Source organism: Staphylococcus sp. 231237_7MaSpsaltlick (genome assembly GCF_043107035.1).
Genome location: NZ_JBICNX010000013.1, coordinates 94,358 through 120,786, shown reverse-complemented (window position 1 = coordinate 120,786; position 26,429 = coordinate 94,358). Strand labels below are relative to the sequence as shown.

Annotated in this window: 24 protein-coding genes; 2 read left to right on the top strand and 22 right to left on the bottom strand. The window is 34.0% G+C overall.

The genetic code is table 11. From position 1 onward, the window contains the following. From ACF91D_RS20990 to fapR, 8 genes are all read right to left on the bottom strand, one after another. Positions 1-377 (bottom strand): signal recognition particle receptor subunit alpha (locus ACF91D_RS20990; protein WP_392437661.1); only part of this gene is annotated, 377 nt, incomplete at its 3' end. Then, on the bottom strand, positions 374-3,943 hold the full coding sequence (gene smc / locus ACF91D_RS20985) for a chromosome segregation protein SMC (RefSeq protein WP_107527199.1): 3,570 nt from the start codon (positions 3,941-3,943) through the stop codon (positions 374-376). The genes ACF91D_RS20990 and smc, both read right to left, overlap by 4 nt. A gap of 79 nt (positions 3,944-4,022) precedes the next feature. Then, positions 4,023-4,733, bottom strand: coding sequence for a ribonuclease III (gene rnc, locus ACF91D_RS20980; protein WP_119627757.1), 711 nt, complete (start codon positions 4,731-4,733; stop codon positions 4,023-4,025). Positions 4,734-4,980: 247 nt separating this feature from the next. Beyond that, on the bottom strand, positions 4,981-5,214 hold the full coding sequence (locus ACF91D_RS20975; RefSeq protein WP_042738881.1) for an acyl carrier protein: 234 nt from the start codon (positions 5,212-5,214) through the stop codon (positions 4,981-4,983). Between the two features lie 217 nt (positions 5,215-5,431). Then, positions 5,432-6,169 (bottom strand): 3-oxoacyl-[acyl-carrier-protein] reductase, encoded by a 738-nt coding sequence (gene fabG / locus ACF91D_RS20970; RefSeq protein WP_107527200.1) that lies wholly within the window; start codon positions 6,167-6,169, stop codon positions 5,432-5,434. Then, positions 6,162-7,088, bottom strand: coding sequence for an ACP S-malonyltransferase (gene fabD / locus ACF91D_RS20965; RefSeq protein WP_042738883.1), 927 nt, complete (start codon positions 7,086-7,088; stop codon positions 6,162-6,164). The genes fabG and fabD overlap by 8 nt, the downstream gene beginning before the upstream one ends. After that, positions 7,081-8,067 (bottom strand): phosphate acyltransferase PlsX, encoded by a 987-nt coding sequence (plsX, locus tag ACF91D_RS20960; protein ID WP_042738884.1) that lies wholly within the window; start codon positions 8,065-8,067, stop codon positions 7,081-7,083. Before plsX ends, fabD begins: the two co-directional genes overlap by 8 nt. Beyond that, a complete protein-coding gene (gene fapR / locus ACF91D_RS20955; RefSeq protein ID WP_042738885.1) occupies positions 8,060-8,629 on the bottom strand; it encodes a transcription factor FapR in 570 nt (189 codons plus the stop codon). Before fapR ends, plsX begins: the two co-directional genes overlap by 8 nt. A 330-nt stretch (positions 8,630-8,959) precedes the next feature. Here fapR and ACF91D_RS20950 point away from each other — a divergent pair, with 330 nt between their 5' ends. Further along, on the top strand, positions 8,960-10,531 hold the full coding sequence (locus ACF91D_RS20950; protein ID WP_107527064.1) for a M4 family metallopeptidase: 1,572 nt from the start codon (positions 8,960-8,962) through the stop codon (positions 10,529-10,531). Positions 10,532-10,695: 164 nt separating this feature from the next. Here ACF91D_RS20950 and recG read toward each other — a convergent pair whose 3' ends face one another. From recG to ACF91D_RS20925, 5 genes are all read right to left on the bottom strand, one after another. Continuing rightward, entirely contained in the window at positions 10,696-12,741 is a 2,046-nt protein-coding gene (gene recG, locus ACF91D_RS20945; protein ID WP_107527065.1) for an ATP-dependent DNA helicase RecG, read from the bottom strand. 1 nt (position 12,742) lies between these two features. After that, a complete protein-coding gene (sdaAA, locus tag ACF91D_RS20940) occupies positions 12,743-13,612 on the bottom strand; it encodes an L-serine ammonia-lyase, iron-sulfur-dependent, subunit alpha (RefSeq protein ID WP_107527066.1) in 870 nt (289 codons plus the stop codon). Between the two features lie 13 nt (positions 13,613-13,625). Next, entirely contained in the window at positions 13,626-14,291 is a 666-nt protein-coding gene (gene sdaAB / locus ACF91D_RS20935; protein ID WP_042738889.1) for an L-serine ammonia-lyase, iron-sulfur-dependent subunit beta, read from the bottom strand. A 300-nt stretch (positions 14,292-14,591) separates the two neighbouring features. Further along, the gene (gene fakA, locus ACF91D_RS20930; RefSeq protein WP_107527067.1) at positions 14,592-16,244 is read right to left on the bottom strand and encodes a fatty acid kinase catalytic subunit FakA; all 1,653 of its coding nucleotides are present in this window, start codon (positions 16,242-16,244) and stop codon (positions 14,592-14,594) included. A gap of 14 nt (positions 16,245-16,258) precedes the next feature. Beyond that, positions 16,259-16,630, bottom strand: coding sequence for an Asp23/Gls24 family envelope stress response protein (locus ACF91D_RS20925; RefSeq protein WP_042738891.1), 372 nt, complete (start codon positions 16,628-16,630; stop codon positions 16,259-16,261). Between the two features lie 235 nt (positions 16,631-16,865). Here ACF91D_RS20925 and rpmB point away from each other — a divergent pair, with 235 nt between their 5' ends. After that, positions 16,866-17,054, top strand: a complete 189-nt coding sequence (gene rpmB, locus ACF91D_RS20920) for a 50S ribosomal protein L28 (RefSeq protein ID WP_002483503.1) — start codon at positions 16,866-16,868, stop codon at positions 17,052-17,054. A 72-nt stretch (positions 17,055-17,126) separates the two neighbouring features. Here rpmB and ACF91D_RS20915 read toward each other — a convergent pair whose 3' ends face one another. The 9 genes from ACF91D_RS20915 to ACF91D_RS20875 form a co-directional block, all read right to left on the bottom strand. After that, positions 17,127-17,768, bottom strand: coding sequence for a thiamine diphosphokinase (locus ACF91D_RS20915; RefSeq protein WP_107527068.1), 642 nt, complete (start codon positions 17,766-17,768; stop codon positions 17,127-17,129). A 5-nt stretch (positions 17,769-17,773) separates the two neighbouring features. Then, complete coding sequence (rpe, locus tag ACF91D_RS20910; protein ID WP_107527069.1) at positions 17,774-18,418, bottom strand: ribulose-phosphate 3-epimerase; 645 nt, start codon at positions 18,416-18,418, stop codon at positions 17,774-17,776. Then, a complete protein-coding gene (gene rsgA / locus ACF91D_RS20905; protein WP_392437655.1) occupies positions 18,418-19,293 on the bottom strand; it encodes a ribosome small subunit-dependent GTPase A in 876 nt (291 codons plus the stop codon). Before rsgA ends, rpe begins: the two co-directional genes overlap by 1 nt. A gap of 407 nt (positions 19,294-19,700) precedes the next feature. Continuing rightward, positions 19,701-21,740 carry a Stk1 family PASTA domain-containing Ser/Thr kinase gene (pknB, locus tag ACF91D_RS20900; protein ID WP_107513118.1) on the bottom strand — a complete coding sequence of 680 codons (2,040 nt, stop codon included), beginning with the start codon at positions 21,738-21,740 and terminating at the stop codon, positions 19,701-19,703. Further along, entirely contained in the window at positions 21,737-22,480 is a 744-nt protein-coding gene (locus ACF91D_RS20895; RefSeq protein ID WP_107527071.1) for a Stp1/IreP family PP2C-type Ser/Thr phosphatase, read from the bottom strand. The genes pknB and ACF91D_RS20895 overlap by 4 nt, the downstream gene beginning before the upstream one ends. 4 nt (positions 22,481-22,484) lie before the next feature. Next, positions 22,485-23,579: a dual-specificity RNA methyltransferase RlmN gene (gene rlmN / locus ACF91D_RS20890; protein WP_042738897.1), complete on the bottom strand. Its 1,095-nt coding sequence runs from the start codon at positions 23,577-23,579 to the stop codon at positions 22,485-22,487. Positions 23,580-23,582: 3 nt separating this feature from the next. Further along, complete coding sequence (gene rsmB / locus ACF91D_RS20885; RefSeq protein WP_042738898.1) at positions 23,583-24,896, bottom strand: 16S rRNA (cytosine(967)-C(5))-methyltransferase RsmB; 1,314 nt, start codon at positions 24,894-24,896, stop codon at positions 23,583-23,585. Then, positions 24,893-25,825, bottom strand: a complete 933-nt coding sequence (gene fmt / locus ACF91D_RS20880; protein WP_107527073.1) for a methionyl-tRNA formyltransferase — start codon at positions 25,823-25,825, stop codon at positions 24,893-24,895. The genes rsmB and fmt overlap by 4 nt, the downstream gene beginning before the upstream one ends. Beyond that, positions 25,818-26,306, bottom strand: coding sequence for a peptide deformylase (locus ACF91D_RS20875; protein ID WP_042738899.1), 489 nt, complete (start codon positions 26,304-26,306; stop codon positions 25,818-25,820). The genes fmt and ACF91D_RS20875 overlap by 8 nt, the downstream gene beginning before the upstream one ends. Between the last annotated feature and the right edge of the window lie 123 nt (positions 26,307-26,429).

Here is a 26,429-nt window from a genome sequence, read left to right as displayed (position 1 = left end):
ACAGTATTAAATCCGACATCTGCCGTAATTAACATTTCTTCTAATGCTTCAAAGAAGTCTTCATCTACTTTACGGTAACGCGCGATTAAGTTGTTAAGTTGGGCTTGGAAATTTTCACGAGATTTTTCTAAACCAGCTCTAAACTTAGCACCTAATTGCTGTGCTTCTATTTCTTCAAAGTCTTCAATCGAAATCAAACCATCTTCATCAAAGTCTGCTTCTTTTAACTTTTTTGGTTTCTTCTTTTCCTTTTGTTCAGCAATCTCTGAATCTTCTTGAGGCTGCCCGTCTGATTCTAATTGTTCTAATTCTTCTTGTTGCTTTGGTTCTTCACTTGAACCCGAAAATTTATCCTTTAATCGTTTGAAAAAGCTCATGCTTGTTCCTCCTCCATGACTTTATCTATCGTATTTAAATTCACGCTTACCAATTTAGAAACACCCGATTCTTGCATTGTAACACCATATAAGCAATCTGAATATTCCATCGTTCCTTTTCTATGTGTTATAACGATAAACTGTGTTTGATCTGATAAGTCTTTCAAATATTGTGCATAGCGAATGACGTTTGCCTCATCCAATGCTGCCTCTACTTCATCTAATATTACAAATGGCGCTGAACGTACTTGTAAGATAGCAAATAATAAGGCAATTGCACTTAGAGCACGTTCTCCACCACTCAGTAACGAGAGATGTTGTAATTTTTTACCAGGTGGCTGTACGATTATATCTACACCTGCAGTTAAATAATCATCATCTGTCAAACGTAATTCAGCCTGACCACCACCAAATAGTGACTTGAAGACCTCAGCAAAATAACCTTGCACAGCATGGAATGTTTCTTTAAAGCGGTCTTTCACTTCTTGGTCCATCTCTTCTATTATTTGTTCTAGTGTCGTTTTAGCAGCTCTTAAATCTGTACGTTGCTCGTTTAAGAAGGTATATCTAGAGTTAATTTCTTCAAATTGTTCAATTGCATTTAAATTGACTGGCCCAAGTTCCTCAATAGACATTTTAGTTAATTTTACCTTTTTACGAAGCGCTTCAATATCATCATCTAATTCATATAGTTCACTCGCACGTTCATAAGTTAAATGGTATGTTTCGCTTAAATGATCAATCGCATGGTTAATTAGGACATCTAAACGTGACTGTTCAGATTTAATATCTTGATATCTGTTTTCTATCGATAAAATATCTTGGTTTGCTTCACTCAATTTTTGATCAGTTGTTTCAATCGTTTCATTTAACTCCAAACGTTTTTGCTTTAATGTTTCAAGTTGTTCAGTTAATTGTGCTTTGGTTTCTTTACTGTCTGTAATTTTTGTTTGGATATTGTTAAATGCTGTTTCGCCTGTAACTTCATCTGAATTGAACAATTCGATTTGTTCGTCTAAACGTTGTTGTTGCTCTGAAACTTGTTGTAGTTGTTGATTTAATTTAACATCTGTTTGCTTTTGCGTGTTTAAACGCTCTTTGACAACGGCTAAATCTGATTTCTTTTGATGTAATTGTTGTTGTATTTGATTTGAGCTTTCTTTTCCTTCTTTGGAAAGTTTTGTAAAAACATTTATATCATTTTCTAGCTTACCTAATAAATCTTTGATTTCTTGCAAACGCTGTTTCTTATCATTTAAGGTTTGCTTACTCGTCTCACTTTGATAACCATCGTTTTTCTCAAATTCAAATTCCTCATGTTCATCTTTTAAGTGCGCTTCATTTTTACGTAGTCTATCCAATTCTAATTCATAACTATGAACTTTTTGTTTAACAGTATTATATTGTTGGCCTATATCAAAATATCGCTCACTCTGCTTATCTGAGTCATCTTTAATCGCTTGATATTGTTGTTCAAATTCAACAGTTTGACGTTGATAATCTTCAAGTTGTGCGCGCATTGTAGCAAGTTCATCCTTTTGAGATAGGATACTTTTAGTCTTACGATCACCGCCGCCAGTCATAGAACCACCTGGATTAACAATATCTCCATCTAATGTCACAATTCTCGTACGATAACGAATTGTTCTTGCTAAATCATTTGCATGTTTCAATTCTTTAACAATAATTGTATTGCCAAGTAAATTCTGGACAACATTTTGATAAGCATCACTAGTTGATACTGCTTGAGATGCTATATTGACAAATCCTTCCGCTTTTTGTGCTGCAGATAAAATTTCTTGGCTAAGTTGTCTCGGTTGAATGACATTTAACGGCAAGAAAGTCGCACGACCCAGTCCATGTTGCTTTAAATATTGAATTGCTTGTCGTCCATCCTTTTCAGTTTCTACAATGACATGTTGTAATGATGCACCTAATGCTGTTTCAATTGCCTTAGTTAAATCAGATGGTACTTGTACTACTTCCGCAACCGCACCATGAATACCAGAAAGTTTGTCCTTTTTCGCTTTTAAAATATGTTTCACGCCATTGAAAAAGTAACTATAATCTTCTTGTTGTGTTGCCAAACTATCAATTCGAGATTTTAATTTTTCATTATAGCGATATGCTTGATGTAATTTGTCTTCATATGTTGTTTGTTGTTGTTTCAGTTGCGTCAATTTACGTTCACATTGAGCAGATTCAGTTTCTAATTCCTTTAATTCCTTTTGCGCGCCTTTATATTGTTCTTCTACTGCATTTATTTCTGCTTGTATCGACTTTAATTGTTCAAATGCTTCAATTAATCTTGAATCTAACCTAGATTGTTTAGATTCATTTTCTTGAATTGTATGTTCTAAAAATCGAATATCATTGTTTACATCTGATTGTTCGGACATCAATTGATAATATTCGTCTTTAATTTGTTCTAGTTTTTCATCATGTTGTTCATCAGATACGTATAATTGTGATTCTAATAATTGTATCGTCTCGTTTAATTCCTTTTGTTGCGCTTTCAATTGACTCAGTTGTGTCTTGGCCTCATGTTGTTCTGCTTCTAGTTGTTCTTTCTGACTTTCTAAACTTGCTTGTTCTTCTTCAAAACGAGCATTCGTTTCTGATTGATTTTTTTTGCGTTCTTCAAGTAAATTGAGTTGGCCAGCATACTTTTCAACATCTTCTGTCGCTTTAACTAATTGATAATTTAGTGACTCCACTGTATCATCAAGCTGCTGTCTTTCAGATTTAAATTTATTTAAAGCATTAGTATGTTGTACTTTTTCAGCATCTTTTGCTTCTTGTTGACTTTTAAGTTGATTTAAATTGTCATCTAATTCATGAATATTTTTATTATAGTTTGAAATATCATGCACCGTTACAAGAACATCACTACGTTCCATTTCTTGAGAAAGATGCTTATATTCTTTAGCTATCGCCGCTTCTTCTCTTAATGGTTCAACTCTACCTTCTAAATCATATAAAATATCTTCCACTCTAGATAAATTGTCTTCAGTTTGATTTAGTTTCTGCATAGAAGCTGCTTTACGCTTTTTATATTTTAATACACCAGCAGACTCTTCTAATATTTGCCTTCTATCTACTGGCTTAGCATTTAATATTTCATCCACTCTACCTTGTGAGATAATACTAAACGCTTCTTTTCCTAATCCTGAGTCTAAAAATAAATCCGTAATATCCTTTAATCTAGCGCGGTCATTATTCAAATAATATTCACTTTCACCACTGCGGTACAATCTGCGCGTAACTACAACATCTGTGGCATCAATTTGTAATTTACCAGCACTATTATCAAGCTTCAATTTTACTTCCGCATAATTTTGAGCCTTTCTATGTTCAGCTCCTGAGAAAATGATATCTTCCATCTTCGCCCCGCGTAGCGACTTTGCAGATTGCTCTCCTAGCACCCACTTAATCGCATCGGTGATATTACTTTTCCCACTACCGTTAGGCCCTACTATCGCTGTAACACCCTCATCAAATTGTACGTTTGTGTGTTCAGCAAACGACTTAAACCCAACAGCATCTATTGATTTCAAATATACCATGCTATTCTCCTTAAAAAATTACATTGCATTGATTAAATAAACAATGTATTGATTATTCCAAACTGCTTTAATAACAAAGCTATTTAACTTTATTCTTTAATGATTTATAAGCACGTTCTGCTGCTTTTTGTTCTGATTCCTTTTTGGTTTTACCTTTACCTTCAGCTACTGCTGTTCCTTCTAGGATTACTTCTGAAGTAAATAGACGGTGATGTGCTGGACCCTCTTCATTTATTAATCTATAAGTTACATCACCCTTATTTTGACGATGTACATACTCTTGAAATTGTGTTTTAAAGTCTACCACGCCTTCAAGTTCATCATCTTCAACAAACGGGAAGATTGTCTTTTCTGCAAATTTCCATACAGATGGCAAACCTTGATCTAGATATAACGCACCTACAAATGCTTCGAAAGCATCAGACACGAGCGACGGTCTCGTACGACCACCCGTTTTTTCTTCACCTTTACCTAATAGAATTAAATCATTCAAGTGAATTTTTTTCGCAAATATTACAAGTGAGGGCTCACAAACAATTGTTGCACGCATCTTTGTTAAATTACCTTCTGGCAATTCTGGGTATTTATCGAACAAATAACGTGAAACCGTCAATTCTAATACCGCATCTCCTAAAAATTCTAATCTTTCATTGTGATCTAAACGATTCATATTAAAATCATTTATAAAACTAGAGTGAGAAAATGCTTGTTGATATAAATCAATTTGATTAAAATTCAAATCTAATTCTTGCATTTTTTCAGCAAACCTCGTTTGGAATGCTTGAACCATTTCCTTTTTTTTATAATTGGTCAATCTCTTTCCTCCTCAGATTTAGAGCTAATCTATTATATACCCTTACATTTTACGTGATTTGTACATAAAACTAAAGGGAAAACTGTTTTAAAAAAACGATAGTAAAACAGCCAACAACACATCGGGTATTTTTCATTGATATGCTCTAAAAATAACAATCGTTGTACTTTTTTAACAATAAAAAATCTGAGCCGTATCTTATAACGACTCAGATATGTGTTTATTATTTTTCAATGCTATTAATAAATTTAACTGCATCACCAACAGTGTTGATTTTTTCAGCTTCTTCATCAGGAATTTCAGTACCAAACTCGTCTTCTAATTCCATAACTAATTCAGCGATATCAAGTGAGTCAGCGCCTAAATCATCTTTGAAAGATGCTTCTTCAGTTACCTTTTCAGCGTCAACTCCTAATCGGTCAACGATGATATCTTTTACTTTGTCAAAGTTTTCCACGTCGATTCACCTCCTTCTAAAAGTTTACTTATAGACTTTTTTATTTTCCCATTTTATCGATTGAAATACAAGTAGTATTTCAACGCTCCAAATGGGAAGTGAATAAATTTACAAGTTAATTCACAATCGTCATGCAAAAGTGTAATTAAAATTACAACTTTTTTATAACATTTTTATAAATCAACCTTTTATCTCAACCATTGACAATTCAATGGCTTTATTCCATAAACATGCCGCCATTAACATGAATTGTTTGGCCTGTGATGTATTTTGCCTTTTCTGAAGCTAAGAATGCAACAGTATTGGCAATATCTTTATCTTCACCAAAACGTGCTAATGGAATTTGATTTAACATTTGCTCTTTAAGCTCATCACTTAATGCATCCGTCATATCAGAAACAATGAAACCTGGTGCAACTGCGTTTACTGTGATACTTCTAGAAGCTAATTCGCGGGCAACAGATTTCGTCATACCAATAACGCCAGCTTTTGTTGCTACGTAATTTGTTTGACCTGGATTACCAACGGCACCTACCACACTTGATAAGTTGATAATGGCACCACTTCTTTGTCTAAGCATTTGTGGTGTTACCTTTTGAATACAGTTAAATACACCTTTTAAATTTGTATCAATAACGTCGTCCCATTCTTGTTCCTTCATTCTCATAAGTAAGTTGTCACGTGTAATACCAGCATTATTGACTAGTACGTCCACTGAGCCAAATTGACTTACAACTTCTTTAATCATTGCTTTAACTTCATCACCATTGGCAACGTTGGCTTGTATCGCAAAACTGTCTACACCTTTTGCTTTAATTTCTTCGACTACTGCGTCAGCTTTGTCTTTACTGCCCGCATAGTTCACGGCTACATTGTATCCTTCATCAGCCAATTGTAGTGCAATACTTCGACCTATACCTCTTGATGCTCCTGTTACTAATGCGCTTTTAGTCATTTTCATTCCACCCTTTTACGTCTTCTAATGTTTGAATTGAAGTTACTTTTACATCTCTGTTTATTTTTTTTATTAAACCTGATAATACTTTACCCGGTCCGATTTCTATAAAATGATCAACGCCTTGTGCGATCAACCATTCAGTCGATTCGATAAATTGAACTGGAGAATATAATTGTTTAATCATATTGGCTTTAATGATATTAGCATCTGTTTCTCCTTGTGCATGTACATTTTGAACCACTGGAAACTGTGCATCGTGCCATTCAAATTGATCTACATATTGTGCAAAGTCATCTTCAATCACTTGCATCATTGAAGAATGAAATGGCCCAGAAACTGCTAGAGGTAATACACGTTTCGCACCTCTAGATTTCCCTTCTGCTACTAATTGATCAATTAATGTTTTATGACCTGAAACCACAATTTGACCTGGCGAATTGATATTAGCAGGTTCAATAACTTCATCAGCTGTTGACAAATCTTTACAAATTGCGTTTACTTCATCAAAATCTAAACCAAGCACAGCTGCCATACTACCGACACCATCTGGAAAAGCTGCTGCCATCAATTGACCACGTTTGCGTACAATTTTCACAGCATCTTCAAATTTTAATACGCCGCTTGCAACTAAACTCACATATTCGCCTAAACTATGACCCATTGTATAGTCTGCATCAATATTTTCCAAAGCACTCAGTAAAGCTGAACTATGTGTTAATAATGCAGGTTGTGTATTTTCAGTTTGACCCAGTTTCTCATCTGAATCTGTAAACATCGTTTCTAACAAGTCAAAATCCACAGCAGATTGTGCTTCATTTAATATTGCAGTTGCCGCTTCGTTCTCATTGTATAAATCACTTGCCATTCCGACCTTTTGTGATCCTTGACCCGGAAAAATTATAGCTGTTTTACTCATTTTCTGCACCTACCGTTTCTTTCATTGTTTGAACAATTCGTTGTTCACCAGCAATTTTTGCTTGTTTGATAGCAGAATAAAATGCCTTTGCACTTGAACTACCATGTGCTTTTACTACTGTACCATTTAAACCTAACAAGACCGAACCACCATATTCTGCATAGTCCATTTTAGTCATTAATTGATTTAAATCTTTACGTAAAATTAAAGCAGCCATTTTATTTTTAAAACTACTTAACAATGTAGATTTAAACATTTTTCCTATAGATTTAGCAACACCTTCGAGATTTTTAAGAATCATGTTACCTGTATAACCATCAGTTACTACTACGTCTGCTACATCTTGCATTAAGCCCTTCGCTTCTACATTTCCCGCAAACTTAAATACTTGTTGCTCAGCCATCAATCCGTAGGCTTTTTTTGTTAAACTATTACCTTTTGCAGCTTCAGTTCCAATATTTAACAATCCAACTGAAGGGTGTTCAATGCCTCGAATCTTTTGCGCATAGATATGTCCTAATTGTGCATATTGTAATAAATGCTCTGGTTTAGCTTCCGCATTCGCACCAACATCCATAAACACAAACCCTTTACCTGAAATTGTAGGTAATGTTACTACCAATGCTGGTCGTTCTACACCTTTAATTCGTCCAACAATAAACAAACCTGCAGACATGAGCGCTCCAGTGTTACCCGCAGATACGCACCCTTCTGCTTCACCTGATTTAACAGCTTCAGCCATTTTTACCATTGAACTATCTTTTTTACGTTTGATTGCGCGTACTGGCTCATCTTCCATAGTAATTTCTTCTGTACAATGTCTCACTTCAACTCTTTCATGTTGAATTGTACACTGAGCTTCATCGCCGAATAAAATGATTTCTAAATCACTAAAATCATTTACCGCTTTTTTTACGGCATCTAAAACGATTTGTGGTGCATCGTCTCCACCCATCATATCAATAGCTAATTTAACCATCTTGCTCATCCTCACTTATATAATACATTTTAAATGTACCCTTAAATACCAATGCATCTTTTACATATGAATTTACTTGTATTATAAAGTACTTACTTGTACTTTCAATTACGTGTGCTTCTGCACGTACTGTATCATTTAATTTTACTGTTTTTAAAAATTCTACATTACTTTCTTTCGTCAACACACTTGATTTATGTATAAGTGCCACACAAAGCGAATTTGCTTGTGCAAATAATACATGACCACGTGCAATTTGGTTTCTGGTAAATACTGAATCCTCGTCAATATCGATAATAGAAGTTGCTTCACGATTTGGTTGGACATTAATGACGTCCCCAATAATTTCACTGCCGTCGATCGAACGGATACGGTCGTGATTTTTCCTAGCAACTGTCTTGATTCTCTTTCGTAATTCCGGAATATTCAAGTATGTACGGTCCAACCTGATTGTTTGAATACTCACTGAAAACAACGTACTCAAATCCAAATCAGTAATAAAGGGATTTTTTTCTATTTCTTTTTTTATAGCTTCGCGTCGTTCTTGTTTTTTTAACTTCATTTTGCTCAACCCCTACTTTTTAGTACCAAGTCTTAAACATTCCTCACATATCATAACACTTTCTATTTGTTCTACTCAACAAATATCATTATTATCTTTAATTATTTTTCACAATTACTTTTTTAGTAAAGTAGTAAATAAATAAATTTAGCAACTTAATATTTTTTCCTAAATGATATAGACATTTTTAACAATAGAAAAATTACAAATTTATTAATCTTTAATTATTTTTAAAATAGTTATTGATTTTAACTAATATTAATTGCATAATGATAAGCAATTCATAAATAAAATATTAATTTGCTTTTTAATAATTTCGGAGGTATTTAAATGAAAAAATTTTTACTCGCAACATTGGCATCGAGTGCAACGATTGCATTGTTAAGTAATACCGTTGACGCTAAAGAGACATCAGCAAGGCAAACGATAACTGAAAGTCAATTAAAGCATCTAGATGATATAAACGTTACAAGCAACCAAGATATTGAAAAATTACTGCAAGATAATGCACAAAAATTAATTCAGAATAAAACAAAATCTAAAGATGAGAGTTATGTTCGTTCTGCATTTGATCAGTATCATGTCGTCAAGAAAGAAGCTGATCAATCAGGTTCAACACACTATACGTTAGAACCAAATAAAGACAACGTAACAGCGTCTGATAGCCGAATTAAAGTACATGTAAATAACGATAATAAAGTTACTTTAATTAATGGTAATTTAGATAAGCCAAAAATCGAAACAACGAATAAAGTTCAATTATCTAAAAACGATGCAGAAGATAAAGCTCTCTCAGCCTTAGGCATCGATAAAAATAAAATTAGTAATATTAAAGGATATCCTGTTATTAGTAATAATAAACTTGATATTAATAGTGATAAGAAAAAACTTGTTTACGATGTTGAGATTAACTACATACACCCTAAACTTGCACATTGGAAAGTCCAAATTGACGCAAATACAGGTGACGTAATTCGAAAACAAAACTTAATCGAACATGCTAGTGCTACAGGTAAAGGTACAGGCGTAAATGGCGATGTGAAATCACCTTTAAATATTACTAACACATTAGGTAAATATACCCTACACGATACATCTCAAGATACTGAAATCGAAACGCGATCAGCCAATAGTACTGAATCATTATCATTACCAATTATCAATGGTTCAACTAATTTCAATAAAGATAATCAAAAAGCTGGTGTGGATGCACATTATTACGCTAATTCAGTCTATCACTATTACTTAGACAAGTTTAATCGCAAAAGTTTAGATAATAATAATAAAAAAATTGATTCTGTAGTACATTATGGAAAACAATATAATAATGCCGCATGGACTGGTCAATATATGGTTTATGGTGATGGAGATGGCAAACAATTTGCACCTCTATCAGGTGCTAAAGATGTAGTAGCTCATGAATTAACACACGCAGTAACTGAAAATACTGCAGCACTTGAATATCATGACCAACCTGGAGCTTTAAATGAATCATTCTCAGATGTCTTTGGCTATTTCAATGATCCTGATAATTGGTTGATGGGAGAAGATGTGTATACACCAGGTAAAGATGGCGACGGATTACGTAGTCTATCAAATCCAGAGAAATATAATCAACCTGCTAATATGGCTGATTATTATAAAGGCACAGACGATGAAGGTGGCGTACATATCAATAGTGGTATCCCTAATAAAGCTGCTTATCTAACTATAAAATCAATTGGCAAATCAAAAGCAGAACAAATTTACTATTTAGCATTAACACAATACCTAACACCTAAATCACAATTCACTGATGCAAAAGCCTCATTAAAAGCGGCTGCAAATCAATTATATGGAGATAATAGTACTGAAACACAAGCAATTGAAAAAGCTTGGAATGATGTAGGCGTTACAGACTAGTAACTAACAATTTGAAACATATTTTCTAATTTAAAAATGCCACGCCCAAAGATTGAATCAATCTTTGGGCGTGGCTATATTTATATTCATCATATCGCACTTATTTATCATCATAATTTCGATTAAGCACATGTTGAGCATATCCATTACATACTAAATCACTATTAGTCAAAGCTCATATATAATAGATTATCTTGAATAAATGTCCTTAATCGCTCATATTGCGGTTCAAAGAACGCACCAGATTGGATTAACTCAGCAGCTTCATCTCTTGCAACTTCAAGCATTTTATAATCTTCAACTACATTGGCTACGAGGAAATCAGGCAGTCCACTTTGCTTTACACCAAAGAAATCGCCAGGACCACGCATTTCTAGGTCTCTCTCACTCAATTCAAAGCCATCTGTCGTTTGAGTCATGATATTCATTCTTTCAATTCCTGTTTCAGTTTTCGGAGAAGCAATTAACACACAATAACTTTGATGTTCACTTCTACCAACACGACCACGTAACTGATGTAATGTAGACAACCCAAAACGATCAGCATCATAGATCATCATAAACGTAGCATTGGGCACATTGACTCCTACTTCGACAACAGTAGTTGATACTAAAATATCAATCTCATGATTACTAAATCGTTGCATCACTTCATCCTTATCATCAGATGATAACTTACCATGTAAGAGTCCAACTTTTCCTTCACCATAATATTGTTCTAATGATTCATATAGTGCTACTACGTTTTGTACGTCTTCTAAATGCTCAGAACTTTCAATCAAAGGACAAATGACATAGGCTTGTCGACCTTTTCTTAATTCAGCTGTCATTTGATTTAACACACTGTCATACGCTTCATGCTTAGACCATGTGGTAATAATTGGCTTTCTTCCTTTTGGTAACTGCTTTATTGAGGATACATCCATTTCTCCAAAGACAGATATTGCCAATGTTCTAGGTATTGGTGTGGCAGTCATAAAGAGTACATTAGTCATCGCACCCTTTTCTCTTAGTAATTGTCGCTGATTCACACCGAAGCGATGTTGTTCATCCGTAATTACCAAACCAATATTATGAAATATAACATCATCCTGTATTAATGCATGTGTCCCTATAATACAATCGATTTCATTATTTTCAAGTTGTTCTAAGAGTAGTTTTCTTTTTTTCCCCTTTACCGATCCAGTAAGCAATGCTACATTCATGCGATCACCAAATATTTCAACTAAACTTTCAGCGTGTTGTTCTGCTAAAATTTCAGTTGGAACCATCAATGCAGACTGATAACCCGCTGTTTTTAAAGCATACATACAAATAGCTGCAACCACTGTTTTACCTGATCCAACGTCTCCTTGTAGTAAACGGTGCATGCGTAATGGTGCCTTTAAGTCTCTGAAAATTTCATTCACACTATTTTTCTGAGCATCCGTTAATTCAAATGGTAAATCTTTAATGAATTGTTTGACTAATTCAATATCATAATCTACTTCGATCGCTTCATCTGATGTTTTTTCAATTCGATTCAACCACTGCATTCTCAATTCAAACATAAATAATTCAGTAAAGGCATATGTACGCCTTGCTTTAAGCAATGATTGTTTATCAGGAGCAAAATGCAACGCATGTAATGTATCATTTAATGTTTCTAATTTATATTTAGCCCTTAACTCATCTGATAGCCACTCATGAATTGTAACTTCACCCAAAACCTGTCGAATCATTTCTCTTAAAGGCTTCTGTTTGATACCTTCTTTTATTCGATATACCGGTTCAAATTGAGTCTCTGATTCACTACTTTGAGTAAAAAACATCCGCATTCCATTGATTTCTTGTTTACTACGGTTCCATTTACCTTTTACTGTAACCATACCGTGCAATTCTATTTTTTTCTTTAAATACGGTTGATTAAAAAAAGTACACTTAACCGCAATATGATTTACCATAATATGCACAGTCAATTTAGATTTATTTCTACCAAAAAAAGCGACAGTAGGCGTTGAATAAACTTCACCCACTACTGTCACTGTCGCCTGATCTTCCGCCTGATTTAAATCTATTACAGTATTATCATCATAGCGTGTCGGTAAATATAATACTAAATCTTCTACCGTATAAATATTCAATTCATTTAGTACAGCCAAACGTTTAGGTCCTAAACCCTTTATCTGTGCTAAAGGGAAAGGACTATCTATTAAGTTGATTTTCGACATTTTAATCACCAAATATTTCTTGTTTTAATCGTTGGCCTGTAGGTGTACCTGCTAGACCTCCTCTTCCAGTTTCACGCAAAGCAGATGGCATCGTTTGGCCAATCTTATACATTGCTTCAATCACTTCATCCGTAGGTATTCTTGAAGTCACGCCAGCTAATGCCATATCGGCAGACACGATTGCATTTGAAGCGCCAGCGGCATTTCTTTTTACACATGGCACTTCAACTAAACCTGCAACTGGATCACATACTAAACCTAGCATATTTTTCAAACAAATTGCAAAGGCTTCGGCAGATTGTTGTGGCGTTCCACCTGCTAATTCAACTGTTGCACTAGCCGCCATTGCAGCTGCAGAACCTACTTCAGCTTGACAACCACCAGCAGCCCCTGAAATCGATGCATTATTAGCTACGACAAAGCCGAATGCACCAGAAGTTAATAAGAAATTTAACATATCCTTTCTACTAGGCTCTAGACGAGGTTTCAAACCAAATAATACACCTGGTACAACTCCCGCAGAACCTGCAGTAGGCGTTGCACAAATTTTCCCCATTGCTGCGTTAACTTCGTTAGTTGCAACTGCTTTACTTACAGCATCTAATAACGTTGGCCCTGCCAATGACTTACCTGATTTAATGTATTCCTGTAATAAGACTGCATCTCCACCAGTTAATCCTGTTGTAGAGGTTACACCTTTTAGTCCTTCTTCTAAGGCATTTTCCATTGTTTGTAAATTTTTATCCATATGAGCATATATTTCTGCTTCTGATAATCCTGTAACTTCCATCTCTTGCTCTAACATAATTTCGTGAATTTTTTTATTTTGTGATTCACATAATGCAATTAATTCTTCCACACTTTTAAACATGTAATAACCTCCATCATGCGTCTCCCATGAGTGAAACCGTCACTACACCATCGACGTTTTTAATTTTTTCTATTATTTCATCGTTAATCGCATCATCTAACTCGCAAGTCATTAATGCTTGGTCTCCTTTTTCTTTTCTTGAAACTTGCATACTACCAACATTAATACTTGAATCCCCTAAGATATTTGCTACACGTCCGATTGTTCCAAAGGTATCCTTATGGAATACTAACAATGCAGGATAATTACCGCTAATAGCAATGTTAAATCCATTGATAGCTACAACTTCAATTTTACCTCCACCTATTGAGACACCTTCAACCGAAATTTCCTTTTCACTATCTCTCATATTAATAATCGCCGTATTTGGATGCGATCTTTCTTCAGCCATCTCAATAAAGTTAACCTTGACACCCATTTCTTCAGCCGTTTCTAAACTTGTCCGTATTCTATCATCATCTGTATCATAGCCAAGCAAACCACCGACTAGTGCTACATCTGTACCATGACCTCTATATGTTTCCATAAATGAACCATATAAATAGATGTCTACTTGCTTAGGTAGATAATTAAATAAATCACGCGCTACAAGTCCGATTCTAACCGCGCCTGCTGTATGAGAAGAAGATGGGCCGACCATTGTAGGACCGATAATATCAAAGACTGTTTTATACTTCATAATTTATACCCCACTCTTATTTTTAATGTTTCTAATGTGTTGCGCTTACATTTTTGAACGTTGTTATTATTATAACAACTTACTAATCGTTTATAAACCAATTCCGGTTGTAATAATCACTTAAAAACTAAAGCATATTATAGCGCACAATTAATTGTACACTTATAAGCAAAGCCAATAGTTAATATTAATGGAATTTACTATTGCAATCAATATGTTAACACATAAAAATATACGCAATTAGATTAATACATCTAACTACGTATATTATGTACCTTACTTTTTAATAGTTTACCTTCACTATTCTACTGAAATTAAATATGGATAAACGGGTTGATCTCCTTGATGAACATCAAGTTCAACATCTTCATAATTAGCTTCTACCCATGATACAATCGATTCTGTTTCTGATTGATTCGCCTCCGCACCAACTATAAGCGTGACGATTTCACTATCTTCAGCAATCATCGTTTCTAATAAACTTTGCGCTGCATCAATTAACACTGGGTTGCTAGTTACAATTTTATCCTCAATCAAGCCCATAAATTCATCTTTCTTAATTTCAATGCCATCTATCTTTGTATCACGAACAGCATATGTAATTGCACCCGATGATACCACACTAAGTGTTTCGTTCATACGTGCTTTATTATCTGACAATGAATCTGCTTCATCATAATTGAATAAAGCCGCAATACCTTGAGGTATCGATTTACTTGGTACGACTACCGCTTCTGCATCTACTATGCTAGCTGCTTGTTCGCTCGCCATCATTATATTTTTATTATTTGGTAATATAATTGCACGTTTACATTTAGATTGTTCAATTACTTTAACAATATCCTCTGTTGATGGATTCATCGTTTGACCACCACTTATAACATGCGTTGCACCCATTGATTTAAATAACTCAGAAATACCATCACCCATTGAGATTGTAATCACTGCCGTTTCGACTTCATGTGATGCAGTGTTGTTCGATGAATTGCTCTCTTCTTTTTTAACAACTTCTCGATGTTGTTCACGCATATTTTCCACTTTAAGCTTTATCAATTCACCATATTGTTGACCGTAATTGAATACATCACCAGGTTTTTCAGTGTGTACATGAACCTTAACAATTTCATCATCATTAATTACGAGTAAAGAATCTCCAAATGCACTCATGTCATTTCTAAATTGTTGTTCATCGAATGCTTTTTTATCTTTACCAAAGCGTACCATCATTTCTGTACAATAGCCGAATTCAATATCCTCTGTATTAATTACACCATGGAAATCATGTGCTTCATTGACTAATGTGTCTTTATCTAATTTTGTAACTTGTGTATCTATTGTTTCACCTTTTAATGCACTTAAAAAGCCTTCATAAACAAGTACTAAACCTTTACCACCACTATCTACTACACCTACTTCTTTAAGTACAGGTAATAGATTCGGTGTATTTTCCAAAGATTTTTCGGCTTCTGCTACGATAAATGACAATAATTCTATACAATCCGTTGTTTCTGTAACTTTTGCTTGAGCTGCTGCTCCTGCATCTCTTGCCACTGTCAAGATTGTGCCTTCAACTGGCTTTAATATCGCTTTATATGCAGTATCTACCCCTGCTTGAAAGCTATCTGCTAATTGTTGTGCATTAATCACTTCTAAGTCTTCTAGCTGTTTACAAAATCCTCTGAAAATCTGAGATAAAATAACACCAGAATTACCTCTTGCCCCCATAAGTAATCCTTTAGAAAAAGTTTTACCTAATTCTCCTATATGTTGAGATAAATTTTGCTCTACTGCTTCTCTACCTGATGTCATTGTTAAATTCATATTCGTCCCTGTATCACCGTCTGGTACTGGGTAAACATTTAATGAATCAACTAAATCCGCATGATTTGATAAATTTTGCGCTCCTTGAATTATCATTTCAGCAAATAATTTACCATTAATTTCGCTAACCATTGTACGTTATCCTCCTAGTTTTTCACGCCATTATTCACTCGTACACCTTGTACAAATATATTAATTGAGTTTACTTTTACTTTTAATGTTTGTTCTACTGTATATTTTATTGTTGATTGTAAATTGCTTGCGACTTCAGAGATTTTTGTTCCGAAACTCACAATGATATACATATCTATATTTACTAAACCATTTTCTTCCTTAACAATAATTCCCTTTGCATAATTATCGTATCCTAAAATTTCTGCTATGCCATCTCTAACTTGTTGTCTAGAAGCCATGCCTACAATCCCATAACATTCTACTGCTTTACTGCCTACGACCGAAGCTATTACCTCATTTGAAATGTCTATACTACCATAATCATTCGTGATCTCTAATGTCATCTTTATAGGCCTCCTAGTAATTTGTTATTAAATCATATTTAATTTGCTTCTGATGATAATTTATTATATTTATCCACATTGTACAATTATAGCATAAATTGATTTTAACAAAAGCATTACTGTTATAAAACAGTAATTTTTTTCATGAAAATATTGCTATATAAAAATATCTATGGTACATTATTTGAGTATGTAGTAGATACGTGTATTTATATTTATTAAAGGAGGTACTTTCATGGGCAAACAATGTTTCGTAACAGGTCGTAAAGCTTCAACTGGAAACAATCGTTCACACGCTTTAAATTCTTCTAAAAGAAGATGGAATGCTAACCTTCAAAAAGTTAGAATTCTTGTAGACGGAAAACCTAAAAAAGTTTGGGTTTCTGCACGTGCTTTAAAATCTGGTAAAGTAACTAGAGTTTAATAAATATAATGCACGAAAAAGACCAGTCCTTATGTGGAGGATTGGTCTTTTTTTATTTATTTTATTGTAAAGTTATGACTTATCTCTACTACGAATCACTAATACATTGCCTTTAAAAATCTCAATCTTTCCAAAATCATCAGCTATTTCATTAGAAATCGTTAACGTAGAGCCCTTTGACAAAGTTTCATGATCTAAATTATATTTGAAATGAGTTAGTGAAATTTCAGTTGGTACTGTTGTTGGTACAAATGAGATATATGGTAACGCTGGATTATGCTTTACAAAATGTTGCCCCGCCGACAAATAGCGAATCTCATTGCAGTCATCAATTAACGCTATTGTTAAGTCTTGCATTTCAAATTCAGGCTTTTCTAAAATTTGGATTGCACCTAAAAAATGATCTAATCTGCCACCCGTGGCACCATATATTTCAATTTCTCGATAACCATAGGCTATTGCTTGTTCCACACCCAATGCTAAATCCGTATCATCCTTTTCCGGATTCAACGGATTAAGTGTGATTTGCCGTTCAATCAAAGCACGTTCATCCTCATTTATAGAATCAAAGTCTCCTACCGCAAATTGTGGTGTGATCTTATGTTCAATTAATACTAATGTCCCACGATCAATCCCTATCCATCGCTCATTAGACTTTCTCTTTAAAATATCAATTGGTAAATTTCTATCCCCACAAAGCAAGTTGACTTTCATCTTTATCAACCTTTCAACAATTTAGTAACTTGTTTATAATCATCTTGTTTAAAGAAATAAGAGCCAGCAACTAGCATCGTTGCGCCATGTTCAATTACATCTTTAACAGTTTCATTATTTATACCACCATCTACTTCTATATCAAAATCGAGTTCCATTCTATCTTTAATAGAAGTTAATTGATCTAATTTTTCGATGCTATCACTGATAAAGCTTTGTCCTCCAAACCCAGGATTTACAGTCATCACTAAGACATAATCTACCATTCTAATGACTGGCAATATTGCATCTACAGGTGTGCCAGGGTTTAATACCACACCTGCCTTTATATTTTGCGATTTGATTTGTTCAATCACTCTATGAATATGCGGCGTTGCTTCTACATGTACAGAAATCATGTCTGCACCATGTTGTGCAAATAAATCAACATATTTCTCAGGTTCCTCTATCATTAAATGCACATCAATAGGTAATTTTGTCCCTTTTCTGACCGCATCCAAAATAGGAAGACCAATCGATATATTTGGTACAAATCGTCCATCCATAACATCGAAATGTACACCATCGACGCCTGCTGCTTCTAAATCCTTTAATTCTTGTTGTAAATTTAAAAAATCTGTTGATAATAAAGATGGATATAATTTTGCCACTAGTATCTTTCCTTTCTATTTGCTATCTCATTGAATAGTTGTACATAATGATCATATCTAAATTGTGCAATATTACCCAATTCAACTTCGGATTTTACCTGACATTTCGGTTCCTTAATATGATTACAATTTCTAAATTTGCACTGTTCTCCGAATTCATTTATCTCTAAGAAATAATGTTTTACTTCGTCTTTTTGTATATGATCAAAATCCAATGCACTAAATCCAGGGGTATCAGCTATAAAGCCATTTGACCTTTCATATAATTCAACATGTCGCGTTGTATGTCTTCCTCGATTCAGTGATTTAGATATATGTTGTGTCTCTAATTCTAATTCTGGAAAATAATGATTGAGTAATGTCGATTTTCCAACTCCAGATTGTCCACTTAACACAGCTAATCCTGAACCCCATGCTTGAAACACATCATTAATATCGTCGTTAACACCTATAAATTGTGTTTTATAACCTATTGCTTCGTAAATAGCTAGATTCTGTTTAATCTGACTCGCAATAGTGTCAGTAGTTAAATCCTTTTTCGTTACTAAAATACGCGGACGCAAATGATATGAATGTGCAATAACTAAAAATCGATCTAATAATTGTGTTGAAAAATCGGGCTCCACCGCACTCATAACAATAACGAGATGATCAATATTACTTACAGGTGGCCTCTTCAATTCATTCTTTCTATCATGAACGTGGTGAATATAGCCTTCAGTTACATTCTCCACTTCAAAATCTACGACATCACCAACAATAGGCGAAAATTTATTTTTCCTAAATAATCCACGCGGCTTTGTATCATATAGTTCTCCATCTACATCTACACGATAAACGCCACTAATTGATTTTATGATGCGACCTGTCTTCACTTAGGCACCCCTCTTTTAAATACTATTACTTTATATATTATAGCAAAGCAATTTCATTTTAAATATGAATAAAGCATCTTTATAGAAAATTCATACATTTCTTTTTTAGTATGCTAAGCATTTAATCGTAAAAATTGACTATAATCATAGATTGATAACAAAAAAGCATTCTCATATGGTACAACTTTCGAACTATATCACTACACAATTAGAAAAATACTTTAATAACTTTGTATTATAACACTAAACCATGAGCCTATTTTCATATAATTAAATACTGCTTTGAAATCACTATGACAATGAGACATATTAAACATTTTTATCTCAATAAATAACAAAAGCACCTAGAATAGTTTGATATTGAAACCAAACTGTTCTAGGTGCTTTATTTAAAGGCGATTTATATTCTAAAAGTCATAAGGAATATCTTTATCTGCAACTATTTTATTATCGACACGAATTGTGTAACCTGCAGTCTTTCCTTTTTCAATCGTCATCGGAATTTTAACTGTCTTGTTATCTTTAATCTTGAAAGTTTGTGCAGCCGAAGTACCTGGATTGTCTTTATCTCTGATATATACTTTAACTTCTTGTGCTTTATCATCCTTACCTGAATATGGCACTTGATATGTCTCTGTATATTCTTTTGTTGCCTCTTCGTCTTTATCCTCAGATTTATCTTTGTCATCGTCCTTATCTTGATCATCATCTTTATCATCTGCTTTAGGAGCACCAGAAGATACTGTAAAGGCAATCGTAGAACCTTCATCTACTTCTTCAGCTTTTGGAGATTGACTAATAACATTACCTTTTTTAATCTTATCGTGTTCTTGTTCTTCATTGACTACAACTTTAAACCCTTTACTTTCTAAAGCTGATTTTGCAGATTTAAATGATTTTTTCTCATAATTAGGAACATAAACTTGTTTCACACCTAATGATTCTATTAGTTGTATGCCACTATCTTTAATCTTCACTTTATCGCCAGGATTAATATTTTGATCTTCTATTAAACCTTTAGCAGTATTATTTTTAGTATAGCGCGTATCAACTTTCACATCATCGATACCCAGTTTTTTCAAACGATCAAGTGCTTCATCTTTAGAAACGCCATACAAACTTGGCATTTCAACCATTTTCGGGCCTTTTGATAAAATGAGATCAACTTTACTATTTTGTTCAAGTCGTTCGCCCTTTTCCGGGTTTGTTTTAATGATTTTATTTTCTGGATATTTATCACTATATTCACGTGAAATCTTTCCTAGTTCTAGCTTATTGTCATTAAGTATTTTCTCTGCTTGCTTTTCTGTTTTGCCAGATAAATCTGGTGTTTCAAGATATTTATTACCAAACATCCCCATTGCCATAAACCCAAATAAGCCAAATAGTAATAATACGAGTATCCCTGCATAGATAATCTTTTTACGTTTTGAGCGCTTTTTGGCTGGGACTGCATAAAATGGTTCTTCACTCGATTGAAACGCTTGCTGATTGACAATTGGAATTTGCATTGTTTGCTTTAAATTCTTATTTTTGTCTTCTTTTGTTTTGTTCGCCAACTCTGTTTTATCAATTGCGATGGTTTTCGTATTTGTTTCATCAGATTGATATGTCGGTTCTGATTGTCTTGACGAAGATAATGCTGTGTCTAAATCTGCTTCCATTTCATTTACAGTTTGGTATCGATCCCGTTTATCCTTTTCAGTAGCTTTTAAGACAACGTTGCTCAAGGATTGTGGAACCTCTGAACGTTGTTCTGTAGCATTCGGCATAGGATCTTGAATGTGTTTAATTGCTATACCAACTGCAGTTTCTCCTGAAAATGGTGGTTTCCCGACTAACATTTCATACAAAACTACACCTATAGAATAAATATCTGTGCCATTATCCGTCATTTCTCCACGTGCTTGTTCAGGAGAAAGGTATTGAACCGTACCTAAAACATGATTGGTTTGTGTCATCGTGGTTTCACTTAACGCTTTAGCGATACCAAAATCAAGTATTTTCAATGTTAGATCATCAGCGACAAGAATATTTTGTGGTTTAATATCCCTGTGCACAATCTGAGTTTCATGTGCATGTTTAATTCCATCAATAATCTGCTTTGTAAATGAAATAACCGTTTGTAAATCAAGCGGTTTATGCTGTTGAATATACTCTGCCAAAGTAGGACCTTTAATATATTCCATTACTAAAAAGAAATTTTCATCATTTTCTGTTACATCAAAAACGTTAACAATATTATTATGCGATAACTGACTTAAGTTATGTACTTCACGCTCAAAACGCTTGATTGTCGCTTCCTTTTCCCCAGGAGGAATTCGAATTGCTTTAATCGCAACATTTCGGTCGAGTATTGAATCTTCAGCAAGATAGACTGTACTCATTCCTCCACCACCAAGCTTCTTAATCACTTTGTAGCGTTCATTTATTAAGTTGCCTATCATACTTTATCTCCTTCAATCTCAGCCAATATTACACTAACATTATCATTAGAATCATTAGCTAAAGCTAAGTTAATTAAATTCTGTCCATGTTGCTCTAAGGTATGATCTGTCATCAATTCTTCTTGGATTGCTTGATTCAAGATGAAATCAGTCAATCCATCAGAATTTAACAATAGATAATCAAAGAACTTCGTTTTTTTAACAAAGACATCAGGTGTCACTAATTTATCCGTTCCCATAACCTTAGTAATAATATTTCGTTGCGGATGGTGAAATGCTTCTTCTGGAGTGATTTGTCCCATCATCACTAAGTGATTAACAAAGGAATGGTCATTTGTTATTTGTTCAATTTCTCTACTGTTGACCAAATATGCTCTGGAATCTCCAACATTGGCCACAACGATAAAATGATCAAAAACCAATGCACAAACACATGTAGTTCCCATACCTTTGTATTCAGGATTTTCTACTGATTGTCGATACAAGTCACGATTGATTGCTTTCAAAGTAGTTCTCAACCATGTTTCAGCTTGCTCCTCTTCAATTAGGTTTTCAGCTTCAAAGCGACGTTTTAACTCATCTGTTACAAATTGACTCGCAACTTCCCCTGCTAAATGACCGCCCATGCCATCACATAACACTAATAATTGTTGCTCAGTTTGATTGTAAAAAACGCCACCTGCATCTTCATTTTTATCACGATATCTTCCCATGTCAGTAAAAAAATGTGCTTTTAGCATGTCACTACCTCGTTTCTACTTTTCGTTCCTTTGCTCTAAGTTGCCCACAAGCAGCATCAATGTCTGCACCTTGTTCACGGCGAATCGTTGCATTAATACCTAATCGTTTTAATTCTTTTTCAAATTTAAAGATATCTTCTTTTGGTGTTTTAACGTAATTTCTTTCTGGCACGTGGTTTACAGGTATTAAATTGACGTGACAGTTTAACTTCTGAATTAAATGCGCTAACTCTCTCGCATGCTCCACCTGATCATTAACGCCTCCAAATAAGCCATACTCAAATGTTACACGTCTATTTGTTTTTTCTTGGTAATATTTAATTGCTTCCATCAGTTTTTCAACATTATAAGCTCTATTAATCGGCATTAATTGTGAACGAATTTCATCTTTAGCACCATGTAAACTCACTGCAAAATTAATTTGTATATCTTCTTCTGCAAAATCATAAATACGTGGAATAATTCCTGAAGTAGACACGGTAATATGGCGTGCGCCAATATTTAAACCATTATCATGATTCACTATTTTCAAGAAATCCATCATTTCATCGTAGTTTTCAAACGGTTCACCGATACCCATGATAACGATTTGAGAAACACGTTCATCTGTTTCATCTAAAGCCTTTTGAACAGTTAGTACCTGTGAAACGATTTCTCCAGCTTCAAGGTTACGCTTTAGACCCCCAAGTGTAGACGCACAGAATGTACATCCAATTCGACAACCTACTTGTGTTGTAACACATACAGAGTTCCCATATTCATGACGCATCAACACTGTTTCAATTGTGTAGCCATCTTGTAATTCGAAGAGGAATTTTATTGTACCATCTCGACTTTCTTGTTTAACAACAGTTGTAAGTGTCGTCATTGCAAAGTTATCTTTTAAAATTTCTCTTAATTCTTTTGATAAATTTGTCATTTCATCAATACTATTTACACGTTTTTCATATAACCATTCAAAAATTTGTTTCGCTCTAAACTTTTGTTGACCATGGTCTTGTAACCAATTTTGCATTTCGTCATATCTTAATGAATAAATGGATTGCTTTTCAAAATTGGGAAGAAACTTATTCTTTTTCTTCTTCTCTGCAGTAATCATATATTAATTTTCCTTTCTTTTAATCCTAGTTATGAAAAAGCCATCTGAGTTAAAGTCTTGAGGTAATATTTGCATGGTTTTTACTTTTTCGCCAGTTATTGGATGTTCAAATCCATCAAATTCAAAGTCTTTATTTTCTTTTAAAAATGTATAAATTACATTTTCATTTTCTAATTGTTCTATTGTACACGTAGAGTAAACTAAAGTTCCACCTGGTTTCAAATTATGTTTAACATTATTCAAAATCTCCAACTGAATCTCTACTAAAGCATTGATTCCGTTTTGCGATTGTTCATATTTAATTTCAGGTTTATGTCTTAAAACACCCAAACCACTACATGGTGCATCAACTAAAATCTTATCATACACTTTATCATATTTTTCAGTCGCATCATGTTGAAAAGCAGAAATGTTAGATAATCGTAATTTTCTAATATTAAAATCAATCAAGTCAATTTTATGTTCGTGGATATCTGTGGCATCTACATGACCCGTTTGATTTAAAACTTCTGCGATATGACATGCTTTTCCACCTGGTGCACTACACGCATCAAGCACCATATCACCTTCATTGATATCCATGAGTTCCGCAACAAACATTGAACTCTTATCTTGGATAGATACTAGACCATCTTTAAACATACGTGATTCAATAATCGGTTTTCCACTTACATGTAAACAAATATCTAAATCTCTATCTTGTTCAACAATATAGTCATCATCAACTAAGCGTCTTATCGCATCATCTATTGAAATTCTTGTTAAATTTACTCGTACAGTCTGACCTACTTTCGTTAAATAAGAGGCAGCAATCGCTTCTGTTTTTTCTATACCAAAATGTGTTGTCCAGTGATCGACTAACCATTTAGGCAAGCTATATTGCAAGGCAATACGTTTCTTATCATCAGCAATTTCACTAAAATCAGGTAACTCGCTGCGCATTACATTTCGTAATATACCATTAACAACGTTACCATTATGTGGTCCACCTTTGTATTTTGCAATATTTACGGCTTCATTTATTATGGCATGTTCAGGTATCTTGTCTAAGTATACATATTGATAAATACTCATCCATAGTAATTGTCTGACCCAACCTTTTAATTTTGTTTGGACAAATGGTTTCAAGATATAATCTAAGGTATATTTTCTCTTCAATGTCCCATATACCAATTCAGTCAATAAGCCTTTATCCGCTCTAGTCAACTCATATTCAGATAAAACCTCATTGATAACAATATTACTATATGCTTTATCATTTAATATGTCTTGCAATGTCTCAAATGCTAAGCTTCTTACATTTATTTCAGATGTCATGTTAATACCTTCCCGACTAATGATGTTTGAACACCACTTAAATAGTTAGCAGCTAGCATACGTTTTTTTCCTGATACTTGGATATCAGTTAAAGCAATCGCATCATTTGATCCTGTAGCTACAATTATTGCTTTTTTAGTTGTTTCTATAATTGAACCTGGCTCGCCTGATTTCCCTTTTTCAATATGAGCGGCAAATACCTTCAAATTACCATCTTCAAATTGTGTATAGGCAACAGGCCATGGAGATAAACCTCGAATGTGATTGTAAATCGTTTCAGCAGACGCAGTCCAATCAATTTTCTCATCTTCTCTACTAATATTCGATGCGAATGTTGCTTTATTATCATCTTGTGGAATACTATCATTTGTACCATTTATAATAGAAGGCAATGTCTCTTTTAGTAAATCTGCACCTAAAAAGCTCAACTTATCATGCATTGTTCCAACATTATCTTGTGATTCAATTTCAATTTCACTCTGTGAAATAATATTACCAGCATCTAACTTTTTCACCATATACATAATTGTAATTCCTGTTGTTGGTTCACCATCAATTATAGCTTGATGTATCGGTGCACCACCTCGATATTTAGGTAATAAAGATGCATGTACATTGATAGCTCCAAGTTTAGGCGCCTTTAATAAAGACTCAGGTAATAATTGTCCGAATGCAGCTGTGACAATTAAATCTGCATTTAGGTCAATTAGAGTTTGTAAATCTTCAGAGTCTGATAATTTTTCTGGTTGATACACTGGGAGACCATGTTGTACAGCAACTTCCTTAACCGGTGGTGGTGTTAGTTTACGCTTTCTTCCTACAGGTCGATCAGGCTGTGTTACAACCGCTATCACGTTATGTTCCGCAATTAACATTTCCAATACCTTTGTTGAAAAATCAGGTGTACCCATAAATATAATTTTACTCATTGTCAAAAAACGCCTCCACTTCAGCTTCAGATAATATTTTTTCTGCCTTATCCGTAAATAACTTACCTTCAAAATGATCAACCATATGGAGTATCATTCGAGCCACATCATCATATGCAGTCATTTCAACTTCATTACCTTGTTTATCGTTAGCCTTTATCACGATCATCTTGCTTCTTGTCACATTTCCATAAACATTAGGTAGACTTACAGAGCCCTCTAAATCCGTCACTTGTTCATTTGATTCATTAATTATTACTGGATTAATTAATTGCAATAAACCATCGATTTCCATATCTATAATCGCTACTTGTTGGTCAATACCAATTTGAGGTGCACAAAGTGCCGAAGCTTCCAAATCATACATTGTATCTTCCAAATCTAGTAACAATTGTTCTAATTCTGAATCAAAAGTTGTAACTGGTGCTATTTGTTTCTTTAAAATAGGATGTTGGTCACTAACAAGTCGTTTAATCGTCATCGAATCGGCTCCTTATAAAAATTCATCAAACTATTATAACTTATTTTAACTAAAAATGCATTACGCATATTCTAAACACTCAATAAATTCAATAACAATTTGCACGTTATTATTACTATTTTT

Coding starts and splice junctions, on each gene's coding strand:
- rpmB (WP_002483503.1), top strand. CDS start 16,866: ATGGGCAAACAATGTTTCGTAACAGGTCGTAAAGCTTCAACTGGAAAC.
- rsmB (WP_042738898.1), bottom strand. CDS start 24,896: ATGACATCTGAAATAAATGTAAGAAGCTTAGCATTTGAGACATTGCAA.
- fmt (WP_107527073.1), bottom strand. CDS start 25,825: ATGAGTAAAATTATATTTATGGGTACACCTGATTTTTCAACAAAGGTA.
- fabG (WP_107527200.1), bottom strand. CDS start 6,169: ATGACTAAAAGCGCATTAGTAACAGGAGCATCAAGAGGTATAGGTCGA.
- ACF91D_RS20895 (WP_107527071.1), bottom strand. CDS start 22,480: ATGCTAAAAGCACATTTTTTTACTGACATGGGAAGATATCGTGATAAA.
- smc (WP_107527199.1), bottom strand. CDS start 3,943: ATGGTATATTTGAAATCAATAGATGCTGTTGGGTTTAAGTCGTTTGCT.
- ACF91D_RS20925 (WP_042738891.1), bottom strand. CDS start 16,630: ATGACATTAGAGATCACGAATGATTATGGTAGTATAGACATTTCAAAT.
- rnc (WP_119627757.1), bottom strand. CDS start 4,733: ATGGTTCAAGCATTCCAAACGAGGTTTGCTGAAAAAATGCAAGAATTA.
- ACF91D_RS20950 (WP_107527064.1), top strand. CDS start 8,960: ATGAAAAAATTTTTACTCGCAACATTGGCATCGAGTGCAACGATTGCA.
- fapR (WP_042738885.1), bottom strand. CDS start 8,629: ATGAAGTTAAAAAAACAAGAACGACGCGAAGCTATAAAAAAAGAAATA.
- sdaAB (WP_042738889.1), bottom strand. CDS start 14,291: ATGAAGTATAAAACAGTCTTTGATATTATCGGTCCTACAATGGTCGGC.
- fakA (WP_107527067.1), bottom strand. CDS start 16,244: ATGGTTAGCGAAATTAATGGTAAATTATTTGCTGAAATGATAATTCAA.
- ACF91D_RS20915 (WP_107527068.1), bottom strand. CDS start 17,768: ATGAAAGTCAACTTGCTTTGTGGGGATAGAAATTTACCAATTGATATT.
- ACF91D_RS20875 (WP_042738899.1), bottom strand. CDS start 26,306: ATGACGATTAAACGACTTGTTAGTGACCAACATCCTATTTTAAAGAAA.
- fabD (WP_042738883.1), bottom strand. CDS start 7,088: ATGAGTAAAACAGCTATAATTTTTCCGGGTCAAGGATCACAAAAGGTC.
- rlmN (WP_042738897.1), bottom strand. CDS start 23,579: ATGATTACTGCAGAGAAGAAGAAAAAGAATAAGTTTCTTCCCAATTTT.
- sdaAA (WP_107527066.1), bottom strand. CDS start 13,612: ATGTTTAAAAGTGTGGAAGAATTAATTGCATTATGTGAATCACAAAAT.
- recG (WP_107527065.1), bottom strand. CDS start 12,741: ATGTCGAAAATCAACTTAATAGATAGTCCTTTCCCTTTAGCACAGATA.
- pknB (WP_107513118.1), bottom strand. CDS start 21,740: ATGATAGGCAACTTAATAAATGAACGCTACAAAGTGATTAAGAAGCTT.
- plsX (WP_042738884.1), bottom strand. CDS start 8,067: ATGGTTAAATTAGCTATTGATATGATGGGTGGAGACGATGCACCACAA.